At 70.8% G+C, this 15,336-nt stretch carries 13 protein-coding genes; 3 read left to right on the forward strand and 10 right to left on the reverse strand.

Translation table 11 applies throughout. The features are described from left to right. Positions 1-218: 218 nt before the first annotated feature. Entirely contained in the window at positions 219-1,316 is a 1,098-nt protein-coding gene (locus Q1B08_RS00300; protein WP_299812937.1) for a Hint domain-containing protein, read from the forward strand. A 165-nt stretch (positions 1,317-1,481) separates the two neighbouring features. Here the strand turns inward: Q1B08_RS00300 and Q1B08_RS00305 are convergent, their stop codons facing one another. Then, positions 1,482-2,360, reverse strand: coding sequence for an NAD(P)-dependent oxidoreductase (locus Q1B08_RS00305; RefSeq protein WP_299812941.1), 879 nt, complete (start codon positions 2,358-2,360; stop codon positions 1,482-1,484). Positions 2,361-2,433: 73 nt separating this feature from the next. Here Q1B08_RS00305 and Q1B08_RS00310 point away from each other — a divergent pair, with 73 nt between their 5' ends. Further along, a complete protein-coding gene (locus tag Q1B08_RS00310) occupies positions 2,434-4,884 on the forward strand; it encodes a penicillin acylase family protein (RefSeq protein ID WP_299812944.1) in 2,451 nt (816 codons plus the stop codon). On the opposite strand, the gene Q1B08_RS00315 is transcribed toward Q1B08_RS00310, so the two are convergent. From Q1B08_RS00315 to Q1B08_RS00355, 9 genes are all read right to left on the reverse strand, one after another. Further along, entirely contained in the window at positions 4,862-5,413 is a 552-nt protein-coding gene (locus Q1B08_RS00315; RefSeq protein ID WP_299812947.1) for an RSP_2648 family PIN domain-containing protein, read from the reverse strand. The two genes, Q1B08_RS00310 and Q1B08_RS00315, sit on opposite strands and share 23 nt — an antisense overlap. Then, the gene (locus Q1B08_RS00320) at positions 5,410-6,612 is read right to left on the reverse strand and encodes an RSP_2647 family RNA methyltransferase (RefSeq protein ID WP_299812950.1); all 1,203 of its coding nucleotides are present in this window, start codon (positions 6,610-6,612) and stop codon (positions 5,410-5,412) included. Before Q1B08_RS00320 ends, Q1B08_RS00315 begins: the two co-directional genes overlap by 4 nt. 74 nt (positions 6,613-6,686) lie before the next feature. Next, complete coding sequence (locus Q1B08_RS00325; protein WP_299812953.1) at positions 6,687-6,824, reverse strand: RSP_7527 family protein; 138 nt, start codon at positions 6,822-6,824, stop codon at positions 6,687-6,689. Positions 6,825-6,950: 126 nt separating this feature from the next. After that, entirely contained in the window at positions 6,951-7,721 is a 771-nt protein-coding gene (locus Q1B08_RS00330) for an aldolase/citrate lyase family protein (RefSeq protein WP_299812956.1), read from the reverse strand. Positions 7,722-7,775: 54 nt separating this feature from the next. Continuing rightward, positions 7,776-8,927 carry a FliM/FliN family flagellar motor switch protein gene (locus Q1B08_RS00335; protein WP_299812959.1) on the reverse strand — a complete coding sequence of 384 codons (1,152 nt, stop codon included), beginning with the start codon at positions 8,925-8,927 and terminating at the stop codon, positions 7,776-7,778. Between the two features lie 71 nt (positions 8,928-8,998). Next, a complete protein-coding gene (locus Q1B08_RS00340) occupies positions 8,999-11,653 on the reverse strand; it encodes an ATP-binding protein (protein ID WP_299812962.1) in 2,655 nt (884 codons plus the stop codon). Further along, complete coding sequence (locus tag Q1B08_RS00345; RefSeq protein WP_299812965.1) at positions 11,650-11,922, reverse strand: hypothetical protein; 273 nt, start codon at positions 11,920-11,922, stop codon at positions 11,650-11,652. The genes Q1B08_RS00340 and Q1B08_RS00345 overlap by 4 nt, the downstream gene beginning before the upstream one ends. After that, a complete protein-coding gene (locus Q1B08_RS00350) occupies positions 11,919-12,323 on the reverse strand; it encodes a response regulator transcription factor (RefSeq protein WP_299812968.1) in 405 nt (134 codons plus the stop codon). Before Q1B08_RS00350 ends, Q1B08_RS00345 begins: the two co-directional genes overlap by 4 nt. A gap of 16 nt (positions 12,324-12,339) precedes the next feature. Next, positions 12,340-13,626 carry a short-chain fatty acyl-CoA regulator family protein gene (locus Q1B08_RS00355; RefSeq protein ID WP_299814838.1) on the reverse strand — a complete coding sequence of 429 codons (1,287 nt, stop codon included), beginning with the start codon at positions 13,624-13,626 and terminating at the stop codon, positions 12,340-12,342. A gap of 234 nt (positions 13,627-13,860) precedes the next feature. Here Q1B08_RS00355 and Q1B08_RS00360 point away from each other — a divergent pair, with 234 nt between their 5' ends. Continuing rightward, complete coding sequence (locus Q1B08_RS00360) at positions 13,861-15,234, forward strand: substrate-binding protein (RefSeq protein WP_299812971.1); 1,374 nt, start codon at positions 13,861-13,863, stop codon at positions 15,232-15,234. Positions 15,235-15,336: the final 102 nt, after the last annotated feature.

Consider the following 15,336-nt stretch of genomic DNA (forward strand, 5'->3'; position numbering starts at 1 on the left):
GCCCGGGACGTCGTGGCGCTTCACGGAAGAATACCCTCGCGGAAACCTGCAAGGGCGGCATCGTCCGGTATGTCGCCTTCGCGGGTTGAAGCGGACTTTCCGACTTATCGTGATTATTTTGAAGAGGATGTGAGTCGACGGCCACCACCGTTGTTCATGGTTCGGCAAAAAATGCCGCTCATAGCATCTGCCGGACACGGCTGGATGAAGTGGCGGGCATGGCTGATATCAACGGGACCAACGGCAACGATACGATCTACAGTGGCAGCGGCCATCACAAGATCCACGGGGGCGATGGACGCGACACGATTTATGCCGGGTCGGGGCATGATGTCATTACCGGGGGAGCAGACAACGATTCGCTGGATGGTGGATCAGGTCACGACAAAATCGGCGGCGGCGCGGGCAATGACACCATCAGCGGCGGATCGGGCGATGACACCATTACCGGGGGGGCCGGCGATGACACACTCCGGGGCGGCTCCGGCTATAACACATACATCTATCGCGATGGGGGCGGTAGCGATCTGATCGAAGACTTTAATAAGTATCTGGACACGATTGCGTTCGAAGTAGGCGAGTTGCGTGGGTTTCAGGACGTGCGCGATCGGATGTCGGACGCGGGTGGCGACACGTTGATCACCTTAGACAACGGCGCCGTCCTCCGCTTGCGGGGTGTCTCGTCCAATGATCTCGGGGCGCAGCATTTCACCTTCGATGCCGGGCCGATCTGCTTTCATCGCGGCACGATGATCGACACGCCCACAGGGCCCCGCCCGGTCGAGTCGCTGGCGCCCGGGGATCTGGTATCGACACGCGACCACGGGGCGCAGCCCGTGCGCGCGGTGCCGTATCAGCGATTGCGCTTCGGACAGCGCGAAGACAAGGCCAAGCCGATCCTGATCCGGGTGAGCGCCATCGCGCCCGGGCAACCGGCGCGGGATCTGGTGGTGTCGCCGCAGCACCGGATTCTGGTCCGGGACCGGGGGGGCGGCGAAGTGCTGGTCCCCGCGGTCAAGCTGCTTGGACGGCGCGGCGTGCGGCGCATGGCGGCCCGGGATCGTGCCGATTTCGTCAACCTGCTGTTCGATCGGCACGAGATCATCATCGCGAACGGATGCGCGGCGGAGACGATGCTGCTCACCCCCTTCACGCTCTGCAAACTGTCCCTGACGCTCGGGGCGAACGAGGTGACCGCGTACGCGGCGGGTCTCCCCATGCGCCCTGCCCGCCCGTTGCTGAAGCACGACCCGATCGGAACCGGGCGACGCAAGGTTTTGCACGATCTTCCGGTTTCTCGTCATCACGCCTGCTGAGGCCTGACTTCGTGGAGCAGGAAGCACAGCCGCGACCGCCCGCTTCGGGCGCGACGCCGAGGAACCTCCCGACGGCGATTGCGGCCCCGGCCGTGCCGCGACCGTCGAAACCTCCCAGAAAGGCGTCCAGCCGGGCGCCCCGTTCCGGTTCGGGCCGATTGCGGCTCAGCCCTTCGAAAGCTTCTCCAGCCGCGCCATCAGCGCCGAGGTGTCCCAGCGGCCGCCACCCATGGCCTGCACGTCCTTGTAGAACTGGTCGATCAGCGCGGTGGCAGGGAGGGGGGCGCCCATCGCCTCGGCCTCGGCGAGGCAGATGCCCAGATCCTTGCGCATCCAGTTCACCGCGAAGCCGTGATCGTACTCGCCCTGAAGCATCGTCCTGTGCCGGTTCACCATCTGCCAGGAACCGGCCGCGCCGCCCTGGATGACGTCCACCACCGCCTCGCCATCGAGGCCGGCCATCTGCGCGAAGCGCATCCCCTCGCTCAGGCCCTGCATCAGGCCGGCGATGCAGATCTGGTTGACCATCTTGGTGAGCTGACCGGCGCCGACCTCGCCCATCCGGCGCGAGAGCTTGGCATAGGCGTCCATCACCGGCTCGGCCCGGTCGTAATCGGCCTGTGCCCCGCCGCACATGATGACGAGCTGGCCGTTCTCCGCCCCGGCCTGGCCGCCGGAAACCGGCGCGTCGACATAGGCGATGCCCCCGTCCCCGGCCGTCTTCGCCAGTTCGCGCGTGACGCCGGCGGAGACGGTGGTGTGATCGACGAAGAGCGTGCCCTCGCCCATGCCCGCGAAGGCCCCGTCCTCGCCCAGGCAGATGCCGCGCAGGTCGTCGTCGTTGCCCACGCAGGCCATCACGATCCCGCACCCCTCCGCCGCCCTGCGCGGGGTCGGTGCGTGGCTGCCGCCATGCGTCTCCGTCCAGGCTTCCGCCTTGGCGGCCGTGCGGTTGTAGACCCGGACCTCGTGGCCGGCGGATGCGAGGTGCCCCGCCATCGGCGCGCCCATCACACCCATTCCCAGAAACGCGATCCGTGCCATCCCGACCTCCCTTTGCATCCGCCGTTCCCGCTGGTTAGACCCCCCGCGACCAAGGGGGTCAACAGGAGGTCGCATGGAGCGCGTGTTCCGCTGGACGTTCCGGATCGTCTCCGGCCTGTTGCTCCTCGCGGGGCTGCTGGTGGCGGGCGCGTTCTGGCTCGCCTCGCGATCCCTGCCCGAATACGACGCGACAGAGCGGGTCGCCGGCCTTTCGGCGCCCGTCGAGATCGTGCGCAACACCCACGACGTGCCGCATGTCTTCGGCGCGAGCGACGCGGACGTGTTCTTCGGGCTGGGCTACGCGCATGCGCAGGACCGGCTGTGGCAGATGACGCTGATGCGGCGCACGGCGCAGGGCAAGCTTTCGGAGATCTTCGGCACGCGCACGCTCAGGACCGACGAGCTCATGCGGCGGGTGGGGCTCTACGACGCCGCGATCCGGAGCGTCGACGCGCAGGACGCCGAAACGCGCATGATGCTGCGCAGCTACGCCGCCGGGGTGAACGCGCGGATCGACGTCATCAACGAGGATGCGTCCGGACGGGGGGCGCCGGAATTCTTCCTGTTCCCGCCCGAGATCGCGCCGTGGCAGCCCGCCGACAGCATCGCGCTCGTGAAGCTGATGGCGTTGCAGCTGTCGGGCCATATCGGGTTCGAGGTGCGTCGCGCCCGCGCCTCGCTCGTCCTGCCGGAGGAGCGGCTGCGCGACCTGCATCCCGACGTTCCCGGCAACGGCACGGTCGAGCTTGCCGAGCTGTTCCCCGCGCTCGCGCCCACGCGATTCGCCGCGGCCGAACCCGACCCGTTCCTGTGGCCCGTGCCGCATCCCGATTTCGCGGGCGCGTCGAACGCCTTCGCCGTCGCGCCGGACCGCGCGGCGGCGGGCGGGGCCTTGCTCGCGAACGATCCCCACCTGGGATTGCAGGCGCCGACGCTGTGGTACCTTGCCCGGCTCGAGCTGGAGACCGGGGGCGCGATCGGCGCCACGATCCCGGGCGTCCCCATCGTCCTCCTGGGCCGGACCCCGAATCTGGCCTGGGGGCTGACCTCAAGCTATCTCGACGACCAGGACGTGGTGATCGAGGAACTCGACCCCGATGACCCGTCCCGCTACCGCACGCCCGACGGCTGGGCCGGGTTCGAGACCGCGCGGAGCATCCTGCGCATCAAGGACGCCGATCCGGTGACGCTCACCCTCCGGCGGACGGAGAACGGCCCGGTGCTGACGGGGCGGCAGTTCGACCTCGGCACCGTCACCCCGCCCGGGCATGTCGCCGCGCTGAACTGGACCGCGCTCTCGACCGAGGACACGTCGATGCGCACCGGGCTCGAACTCATGCGCGCACGCACGCTCGAGGACGGCATCGCCGCCGCCCGCCACTTCGTCGCGCCGGCGCAGAACCTGACGCTGACCGACGGGGCGCGGGTCGCGATGACGCTGATGGGCCGCCAGCCCGACCGCGACCCCGATCACCAGAGCCAGGGCCGCATCCCCGCCCCCGGCTGGATCGAGGCGAACCGCTGGCGCGGCCTGAAGCCGGCGGAGGACAACCCGGTCTGGAAGGACCCCGAGGGCGGCATGCTGGGCAACACCAACAACAAGACGACCGACGCGCCCTTTCCCGACCACCTCACCTTTGTCTGGGGCGACACCCAGCGGGTGCAGCGGATGCAGCGCCTGATGCGGCAACGCGACGTCCATACGCGCGAAAGCATGATCGAGGCGCAGCTCGACATCGTCTCCGGCACCGCCCGCGCGCTGCTGCCGCTGATCGGGCGCGACCTGTGGTTCACCGGGGGGGCCGCCTCCCCCGGCACGCCGGAGCGGCGGCGCGAGGTCGCGCTGGAGCTTCTGGCCGCGTGGAACGGCGAGATGTCGGAGCATCTGCCCGAACCGCTGATCTACACGGCCTGGATGCGCGCGCTGCAGGACCGGCTGATCCGCGACGAGCTGGGCCCGCTCGCGGACGAATACACCCGAATGGAGCCGCTCTTCCTCGAGCGCGTGTTCCGCGACACGGACGGCGCCGCCGTCTGGTGCGACGTGATCCGCTCGCGGGAAACGGAGACCTGCACCGGGATCGCGCGGCTGGCGCTCGACGACGCGCTGCAATCCCTCGAGGAGGAATACGGCGGGGGCGTGGAGAGCTGGCGCTGGGGCGACGCGCACGAGGCGCGCCACGACCACCCGGCCTTGGGCGGCGTGCCCGGGCTCGGCATGATCGTCAATATCCGGCAATCCACCTCCGGCGGCGACAACACGCTTCGACGCGGAAGCGTCGCGGGCGTCCTGCCGGAGCCGTTCCTCAACGTCCACGCGGCGACCTATCGCGGCGTCTACGACTTCGCCGATCCCGAAAGCAGCGTGTTCGTCACCTCGACCGGCCAGTCGGGCCATCCGCTTTCGCCGCATTACGACGATCTGGGCGAGCTCTGGCGGCGCGGGGAATACATTCCCATGACGCTCGATCCCGACCTCGCACGGGCGGGCGCGGTGGGGATCACCCGTCTCGTTCCGCGCTGAGCGCCTTGGCGAGCCGCGGCAGGCGCGCGCGTTTGAGAAGCGGACGGAGCGGCGTCGCACTGCCGGACAGGCGTTCGGCGACGGCGCGCACGGCCTCGACCTCGGCCGCCACGCGGTCCGGCGCCGCCTGCCGCAGCTCGAGGAGGAAGACGTCCGGCGCGCGCAGGCGGATGCCCTCCTCCGCCACGTCGCGGATCGGAAAGTCCCGGAGGTTGAGCGTCACCAGCACGTCCGCGCCGGCATCCGACGCGGCGGCGAGGACATGGACGTCGTTCGCGTCCGGCAGGTACATCCGCGCCTCCGTCCCCTGCCCCGGACGGACCTCCGCATCGGGGAAACCCGCACGCAGGAGCGCGATCTCGCCCCGGGCGACGACCTCACCGCCCTCGATCTTGCGCGCGGCCCGCGCCCATTCCTCCAGCACGCGCGGCGACCAGAGCGGCCGGTAAAGGCCGGCGCGGGCGCAGCCCAGCAGGATCTCGCGCAGCACCGTCGGGTAAAGGACGCAGGCGTCCAGGAACGCCTTCACGGCAGGAGGCGGAAGGTCAGCGCCTTCAGGTAGCCGCTCTCGGCAAGCTGGGGATGGACCGGGTGATCCGGCCCCGCGAAGCCGGTCCGCACCAGTTGCGACGACCGGCCCGCGCGGCCGATCCCGCGGATCGAGGCGGCGTGGAACTTCGACAGCTCCGCCGCGTGACTGCAGGAACACAGCGTCAGGTAGCCGCCCGGCGCGACCAGCGGCGCCGCGAGGCGCGCGACGCGCTCATAGGCGCGCAGGCCGGCCGTCAGCGCGGGCTTGGCCGGGGCGAAGGCGGGCGGATCGACGACCACGACCTCGAAGGCGGCCCCCTCCTCCGCCAGCGCCGCCATGACCTCGAACGCGTCGCCCCGGCGCGTGCCGAAATCCGCGGCGCGGCCCGTTCGGACGGCGCCCTCCGCCGCGAGCTCCAGCGCCGGGGCCGAGCCGTCCACCGCGAGCGCCGAGGCCGCGCCGTGGGCGAGCGCAGCCAGACCGAAGCCGCCGACATGCGCGAACACGTCGAGCACCCGCGCGCCCTTCGCCAGGCCGGCGACGAAGGCGTGGTTCGGACGCTGGTCGTAGAACAGTCCGGTCTTCTGGCCGCCGGCAAGGTCCGCGAGATAGGTCGCGCCGTTCATGACGACCGGGACGGGCGCGTCGATGCCGCCGGCAAGCCACCGGCTTTCGCCGTCGAGCCCCTCCGTCGCGCGCGCCCGTCCCGTCGCGTTCAGCAGGACGTGTTCGATGCCGAGCGTGCCGAGGCCCGCGACGAAGTCGTCCAGATGCGCCTCGGCCCAGGCCGCGTTCGGTTGCAGGACGGCCGCGTCGCCGAACCGGTCCACGATCACGCCGGGCAGACCGTCGGCCTCGGCGTGGACAAGGCGGTAGAACGGCGCGTCGTGGAGGCGGTCGCGGTGCTCGGCCGCGGCGCACAGCCGGGCCGCGATCCAGGCCACGTCGATGGCCGCCTCCGGATCGCGGTCGAGAAGGCGGGCCGCGATGCGCGAGTCCATGTTGATCGCCGCCAGGCCGAGCGGCTGCCTCTCGGCATCGGTCACGACGGCGATCGTGCCGGCGGGGACCGACCGCGTGCGCCGGTCGGCCACGACGTCGTCGCGATAGATCCAGGGGAAGCCGTGCCGCAAACGCCGCGCATCGGCGCCGGGCTTGAGACGAAGGGTGGGGCGGGGTGCGGGCGTGTCGGACATGATCCCCTCTAGACCGCCCCCCCGGACATGCGAAAGGCCCCGAACGGGGCCTTTGCGAACTTATCCGCGCCGGATCAGGCGTGCGCGGGCCGCGCGAAGAAGCCCCGGATGCGTGCGGCGAAGCTCCGGCCCAGCTCCCGCATGTAGGCGGCGCGCATGGCGCGGGCTTCGAGTTCGTATTTCTGTACGTCCATATACTGATGGTCGGTCATGACGGTACTCCGTAGGTCGGTCGCGACGGGCTGCCCGTCGCCTCTGTTGACCCCTACCTATGCCGCACCGCGGCACATCACCAATGCCGGTGCGGAAACGCCCGTATGCGCCCAGTGCAAGGAACTTCACGAAAGGTCGTGGATGGCCTTCGCCGTTTCCCGCGCGCCTTGCAGCATCCAGCCGTGCTCCGAGGAGACGACGAACATCGTGAAGCCGTGACCGGCCCACTGCGCCGCGACCTCCGCGTTCGGAACCCAGGTGGCGAAAGTCTTGCCGTTCCCGGCCGCCGCGCGTCCGACCCGCGCGATCGCCGCGAACAGGTCCGGATTGTCGAGGCTGTCGTGTCCGTAGGCGACCGACAGGTCCGAGGGTCCGATGAAAAGCGCGTCGATCCCCGCCACCGCCGCGATCTCCTCCGCCGCCTCGACCCCGGCCGGCTCCTCGATCTGGGCCAGCACGACGGTTTCCTCGCGCGACCGGGCCAGAAGGGCGGGCATCCGCTGCGTGGTGTAGCCGGCCCAGCGGGTGGAGCCGGCATAGCCCCGCCCCCCGGGACCGAACCGCGCGGCCGCCGCGACCGCGCGCGCCTTCCCGACGCTGTCGACATGGGGCACGACGATGCCGGTCGCGCCCAGATCGAGCGCGTCGAGGATGCGGGCGGGGGATCCGTCCTGCACCCGGACGAGAACGGGAAAATCGTAGGCGCGCGCGATGGCCATGCAGGCATCCATGGCGCCGCGATCGAAGGGCGCATGCTCCGCGTCGAGCGTCAGGAAATCGAGACCCGACAGGATCAGCACCTCCACCACCGCGACGCTGGGCGTCTTGACGAAAGTCCCGGCCAGGCGCTCGCCCGCCTGCATCCGCGCGCGCAAGGGCCGCCTCTTGTCCGTCATGTCCGATCCTCCCCGTTCGATTGGTCGCAGAGGCCAGAGAACGACGCAAGGCCGTCAGGGCAGATCGGGAAGGTCGGGAAAATCCGGGAAGTCCGGGCTGCCGGGCAGATCGGGCAGCGTCCCGAGCGCATCCTCCCTCGCATTGCCAGACATGCCCAGCGCCGGGGCCGGTCCCACGCCGAAGCCGGCGATCGCGTCGGCGCCGAACTCGGGGTCGCGCCCGGCCTCGGCGCCCTCCGCATCGCCGGGAAGCGCGGCGATCTTGACCGCGCGCACCCCGTTGAGTTGCCCCAGCCGGGCCTTGAGCGACGCGCCGCGCGGCAGACGCGCGCGGCCGGGAACGGTGATGCCGGAGGCGCCGCCGTGCAGCGACAGCCGGCTCAGCGCCTGCGCGTCGATCGGGATCAGGTCGCCCACCTTCAGGGTCACGAGCCTCGACAGCGGCATCTTGAGCGGCGGCAGCACCGCCTCCAGCCGCACCGGCGCCTCCATCGCGATGGCCTCCATCGCCGGCGCCCATTCGCCGCGCGGGTCCGGCTCCTCGGCGGTGGCCCGGGCGGCGACGTCGAGGGGCAGGACGAAGGACAGGCCCGCCTGGCGGTGGCCCTGGGCAAGCTCGATCTCGAGGTCGACGCGCAGGTAATGCGACGCGGTGAGGATGAGGCCGAGCGAGGCCGGGCCGGCGATGAAGCTGCCCGCGCGCAGGGTGCCGGGGCACGGCTCGTTCGTATCGACGGGCAGAAGCGCGCGGATCTGGTCTAGGAGGGACAGCACGAAGGGCTGCGCGAGCGCCGCGTCGATCCGCGTCGGCCGCCGCGCCGGACGGGCCGGCCCCTCGACCCGGCCGATCGTCTGGACCTCGATCAGCCCGTCGGTCAGCGCGGGATGCAGGACGACGAGTCCGGTTCGTGCCGCGAGCGCTTCCGGCGACACGCTGCCCGGCGCGGCCGGATCGTGGCCCTCGGGGTCCAGCAGAAGGCAGAGCGCGCGGGCGTCGAACGCGTCGAACGCCGCGTCCGCGTCCAGCCGCCGCGCCGTCCGCGCGCCGGTGGAAAGGCCGAGGCCGTCCATCCTGTCGGCGACGCGCAGCACGCCGGTCGCCATCGCCCGCGCCAGATCCGACCCGGCCACCAGCCCGGTCTCGGCGGCCGCCGCGTTCGGCGCGGCCATCCGGCGCAGGAGGTTTGTGTCACGTTCTGCAGACATCGGGCCCCGGGAGATTCTCTCGCAGCTTTCTCTGCGTCATCGACGTTAACAAACCTTTTCCGCGATCCCGGTCATGCCGCGGCCCCGGCGGCGACGCGGGGCAGGCGGACGCGGAACGTCGTTCCCCGGGACGCGGCCACGTATTCGATGCTGCCCCCGAGCCGGGCCATCACCTCCCGGCAGATCGCGAGGCCGAGCCCGGCGCGTCCGGTGGCCGCCCCCCTGTCCAGCCGCGCGAACTTCTCGAAGATGAGGTCGCGCGCCTCCGGGTCGATTCCGCCGCCGTTGTCGGAGACGTCGATCGTCACCGTTTCGGCCACGTCGACCCGGATGCGCAGGGCCGGCCGGTCGGCGTCGCAATACCGGGCCGCGTTGGTGACGAGGTTGATGAAGACCTGCGCGAGCCGGTCGGGATCGGCCTCCACGTCCACCGCCTCCGCGTCCCGGTCGCGCTCGATGCGAAGCCCGGTCTCCCCCGAGGCGACGAGCGCCCGGTCGATCACGTCACGCAGGGAAACGGTGACGCGCTCCAGCTCGACCTGCCCGGATTCGAGCACGGCGAGGTCGAGCAGATCGTCGAGCAACCGCGTCAGCCGGCGGCTCTCCTCCAGAATGATCCCGGCATAGCGCGCCCGGTCGGCCTCGGGCACGTCTTCCTCGCGCAGGATCTCCGAAAAGGCGCGGATCGAGGTCATGGGTGTGCGCAGCTCGTGGCTGACCTGGCTCAGGAACGCGTCCTTTTGCCGGCCGAGCGCGGTGAGCTTGCGATTGGCCTCGCGCAGCTCGCGCGTGGTGCGGGTCAATTCGACGGACTGCGCCTCGAGCCGGGCGGAATATTCCATGATCTGCGCCGTCTCGTCGGCCACGGCCAGCAGATCCTCGACCGAGACGGCGGTGCCGCCGGTGATCCCGCTGACCATCGCATGGGCCGTCGCGGCGCCGACCGAGCCGGCCAGGCGCCGCTCGAGCCGGTCGAGGAGGTCGGGCGTGGTTTCCGGCAGGTCGCGCGCCCGCCCCTGCCTGCGCGCCTCGGCGAAGAAGAAATCCTGCGCCTCCCGCGCGCCCAGGATGCGCTGCGCCATGATCAGGAGTTCGTCCGCCTGCACCGTCCCGCCGCGATGGCCGCGCGGACGCGCCGTGCGGTCGAAGACGTGGACGAAGCGCGGCGCCTGCAGGCGCTCCATCGGCGTGGGCTGGGTCGCGAGGGAGACGAGGCAGAAGACGAAGGTGTTGAGGCCGAGCGACAGGATCGCCGCCGTCACCAGCGGGTCGCCCGTCATCCCGAAGAGCGAGAACGACCCGAGCCAGCCGATCCCGAACGGCGCCGCGAGGAAACCGGCATCCGGCAGCAGCACCGGCAGCAGCATCGTCCAGCCCCAGATGGCGAAGCCCGTCAGGATCCCCGCCGCCGCCCCGAGCCGCGTGGCACCCGTCCAGAACAGGCCGAAGGCCAGCGTCGGCAGGACCTGCGCGATGCCCACGAAGGAGATGAGCCCGATGGAGGCCAGCGCCGCCGTCCCGCCGGTCGTCAGGAAGTAGAGGTAGCCCATCGCGAGCACGACGAGGATCGAGATCCGGCGGGCGCGCAGCACCACGGCGCGCACGTCGCCCGAGATGCTCGCCCGTCCCTGCCCCTGCCAGGCGAGCCAGACGGGCATGACGACATGGTTCGACAGCATCGTCGCGAGCGCCACGGAGGCCACGATCACCATTGACGTCGCCGACGAGAAGCCGCCGAGGAAGGCGAGCAGTGCCAGCCCGTCCTGTCCCTCGGCGAGCGGCAGCGTCAGCACGAACAGGTCCGGGTTCGCCCCGTCCGGCATCCGCGCGAGCCCGGTGGCCGCGATCGGCACGACGAACAGGCACATCGCCATGAGATAGGCCGGGAACGCCCAGCTCGCCGTGACGAGGTGCCGCTCGTCGCTGTTCTCGACCACGAGGACCTGGAACATGCGCGGCAGGCAGATCACCGCCGCGCCGGAGACGAGGATGAGGCCCGCCCACCGGCCCGGCGTCGCCGTCCAGTCCGCCACCGGCCCCGCCGCGATCGCCGCCCGCGTGGGACCGATGCCGTCGTTCAGCCCCCAGACCACGAAGGCGCCGACCGACAGGAGCGCCACGAGCTTCACCACGGCCTCCACCGCGATCGCGCTCACGATCCCCTCGTGCCGCTCGCCCATGTCGAGCCGGCGCGTGCCGAACAGGATGGTGAAGACCGCGAGACCCACCGCGCACCAGAGCGCGAGCCCGTCGAGATCCGCGCCGCCCGTCTCCGGCGCGGCGAAGACGCCGAAGGCCAGCGTGATCGATTGCAGCTGAAGCGCGATGTAGGGCGTCGTGCCCACGACCGCGAGAAGCGTCACGATGACCGCGAGCGAGGTGGACTTGCCGTAGCGGCTCGACACGATGTCGGCGATGGAGGTCACCCGTTCGGCGCGCCCGATCCGCACGAGCTTGCGCAGGAACCACCACCAGCCGACGAAGACGATCGTCGGACCGAGATAGATCGTCATGAACTCGAGGCCCGACCGCGCCGCGTATCCGACCGCGCCGTAGAACGTCCAGGCCGTGCAGTAGATCGACAGCGACAGCGTGTAGACGGTCGGACCGCGCAGCCAGCCGCCGCGGCCCCGCGCGGATTGCCGCTCGCCCGCGAAGGCCACCGCGAACAGGAACGCGACGTAGCCGAGGCAGATCGCCACCAGCAGGTTGAACGTCAGCGTCACGGCGGATCGTCCGCCCCGCCCAGCCGTGCATGCCGCCGGGCGATCCAGAGCGCGAGGCCGACGAGGGCGGACCACGACGCGAAGAGATAGGTGAGCCAGGGCACCGTCGCCCCATCGCCCGCCGCGCCGTCCGACAGAACGAGATCGGGCAGCAGGAACAGCGCCGCGCCGAGGACGGGCAGCAGGCGCGCCCCGTCGACAAGCCGTGTCCGCGCCCGGTCGCGCCGTTGCGCGTCGGTGGCGGGCGCGGGCGCGGGTGGCGCGGTCACGGCTCCGCCAGCGCGCGCACCGCGTCGAGCAGCTCGCGGTTCGAGAACGGCTTGGTCATGAACCGGTTCACGCCCAGCGCCTCGGCCCGGGCGCGATCCTTGGCCTGTCCCTTCGCGGTCAGCATCAGCACCGGCAGATCGGGGCGCGGGCTCGCGCGGATACCGGACAGGATGTCGAAACCGGACAACCCCGGCAACATCACGTCGAGAACGACGACCGCCGGCGCGTGACGCGCCACGGCGTCGAGCGCGGTCGCCCCGTCGGAATGGGTCGAGACCCGCCAGCCGTCGCGCCGCAGGATGAAGCCCAGAGCGGTGGCGATGTTCGGCTCGTCCTCGATCAGCAGGACGCGACCCGGCGGTCGCGTGCCTGCCGGACCGGGTTCGGTCGCATGGGTCATGCCGGCCTCCCTCCGGTCACGTGTCGGTCGATGTGTTCATGGCGTCGCCCGTGTTGTCCAGCCTCGCGGTCAAGACGGAGGGCTCCCGCCGGGCGGGGCAATCCCCGCGCGGGCAGAGCCGGCATCCCGGCCCGACAGGAAGAGGACGGTCCGGCACCGCCGCGCCCGCGACCGGCGTGAGGAGCATCGTCGCGCGCGGGATCGGCGCCCGCCCGAACCCGGGGGGCGGGGCGAGCGCCGCCACGGCCTGCGCGCGCCAGACGACGCCGTCCGGCATCTCGACGGCGGTGTCGATCGTGTGGCCGGGGGCGGAGAATGCCGCGTAGACCGGCCAGAGCGGGCAGCCCGATCCGTTCCGGGGCAACGGGAACCCGGCGACGACCTTGGACCGAAGCACGGCCCCGGCCGCGTCGCAGATCATCAGGCCGCGCCTCGGATCCCGCGCCCCCATTCGCCGCAGCACAAGCGCGACGTCCCCCTCTGCCGCGGGGAAGAGATCCGCGGGCGACGCCGCCGCGTCGACCATGCCGCGCGGCAGCCGCGCCGCATCGGCGGCATCCCCGGCAAGGATCCCCGCCGCCATCTCCCGCGCGACCGGATCGACGATGCCGGCGACGAGATCGGGGATCGCACCGGCGCCGTCGTCCTCCAGGCGGTCGAAGCGATGTCCGCTGGCGTCGAGAAAGCGCGAAACGGTCTCCGCCGGCAGGTTCGTCTCCGCCTCCCCCGGCCGCGCGTCGAAGAGATCGCGCACCGTGGCCGCGCCCTTTGCCAACCGTCGGCTGTCCTCGTCGAGATTGGCGTAGAACCGGACCAGCCAGTTCGCGTCGATTTCCGGCGTTTGCGCGAGGATCGACGCGGTGGACCGGACGGCGGCCACCGCGGACATCAGCTCGTGCATCGCGTCGGCCACGGCGGGATCGTGGCTCAGACGATCCCCCAACGCGTCGATTCTGCGGACCTGCGCCGCATGCGCCTCCGCCTCCGCCACGAGAAGCCGCGCCCATCGGGGATGTTGCCGCGCGAGGTCGCCGGCCTGATCCCGCGCGGACGCCGGAAGCCCGCGCAGCGCGGCCACGTTCCGCAGCGCGGCGACGAGGTCCGCGTCCCCCTCCCCGGCCAGCGTTGCGCGGTCGGTGCGAAGCGCGGCAGCGAGCCGGGATAGCAGCGCCCCGCCGATGGCACGGCGGTCGTGCTCGATGAGGTTCAAGTAGCTCGGCGAGACACCTGCCGCTGCGGCAACTTCTCTCTGTTTCAGACCAAGGGCCATGCGCCGTTCCCGTATCCGCTGCCCGGTCGGCATATCCCGTGTCACGAAACCCCCTGATCTTCCTCGAATGCTGCAGCTGCGCGAGAATAAGTTTACAGATTTTCCCACCGCCCCGTCACGTTATTTACAAGAGAATGGAGCCATGCCGATAGGTTGTTGTCGGATCATGGCCCCTCGCCGAATACTGACGGCGATCCGTCGACACGACGGACCGGCCGGCGTCCATTGGGAGAGGGCGCGGGCCTCAAGAACAAAGGGAGGGTCCTCATGACCAGATTGCACTTCACCCGGCGTGGCGTGATGAAGACCGGTGCCGCCACCGGCGCCGGTCTCGCGCTGCCGATCATCTTCACCGGCGCCGCATGGGCGCAGGAGCAGGGCTTCACCAACGCGCCGACCGGCGACACGGTGACGCTCGGTTTCAACGTTCCCCAGACCGGCCCCTACGCCGACGAGGGCGCCGACGAGCTGCGGGCCTTCGAGCTTGCCGTCGAGCACCTGAACGGCGAGGGCGACGGCGGCATGCTGCAGACCTTCTCCTCGAAGGCGCTCGACGGCGCCGGCATCATGGGCAAGCGGGTCGAGTTCGTCACCGGCGACACGCAGACCAAGTCCGACGCCGCCCGCGCCGCCGCGCAGTCGATGATCCAGAAGGACGGCGCCGTGATGATCTCGGGCGGATCCTCGTCCGGCGTGGCCGTCGCGGTGCAGGGGCTCTGTCAGGATGCCGGCGTGATCTTCATGTCGGGGCTGACGCATTCCAACGACACGACCGGCAAGGACAAGAAGGCCAACGGCTTCCGCCATTTCTTCAACGCCTACATGTCCGCGGCCGCGATGGCCCCGGTGCTCGAAAGCCTCTACGGCACCGACCGCAGGGCGTACCACCTGACCGCGGACTACACCTGGGGCTGGACACAGCAGGAATCGATCGCGGCAGCGACCGAGGCGCTGGGATGGGAGACGGTGGAGAACGTGCTGACGCCGCTCGCGGCCACGGACTTCTCCTCCTATATCGCGCCGGTCCTGAACTCGGGCGCGGACGTGCTGGTGCTCAATCATTACGGCGGCAACATGGTCAACTCGCTGACCAACGCCGTGCAGTTCGGGCTGAAGCAGGCCCAAGCCAACGGCAAGGACTTCCAGATCGTCGTGCCGCTCTACTCGGAGCTCATGGCGCGCGGCGCGGGCGAGAGCATCGCCGGCATCCCCGGCTCGCAGAACTGGGACTGGAAACTCGAGAACGAGCGCGGCTCGCGCTACATCGGGACGAACGCCTTCGTGCAATCCTTCGGCGAGAAATACGGCTTCCCGCCGAGCCAGGCCGCGCATACCTGCTACGCGCAGACACTGCTCTACGCCGACGCGGTGACGCGGGCGGGCAGCTTCAATCCCTGCGCGGTCGTCGAGGCGCTCGAGGATTTCGAGTTCGACGGGCTGGGCAACGGTCCGACGCTTTACCGGGGCAGCGACCACCAGTGCTTCAAGGACGTGGTCGTCGTGCGCGGCAAGGAGAACCCGGAGAACGAGTTCGACCTCGTGGAGATCGTCGAGGTCACGCCGACCGAGGCCGTCACCTACGAGCCGGACCACCCGATGTTCGCCGGCGGCGAGCTCGGCGAGTGCAACCCGGGCGCCTGACCCGAGCCCGGCCGGCCGCCCGGCGCGGCCGGCCCCTCCATCGGATCGATCGGGGGCGGGCTGACCTGCCCGATCGCCCGCCCCGGGCCGGCATCCGCTCCG

Source organism: uncultured Jannaschia sp. (assembly GCF_947494025.1).
Classification (GTDB): domain Bacteria; phylum Pseudomonadota; class Alphaproteobacteria; order Rhodobacterales; family Rhodobacteraceae; genus Jannaschia.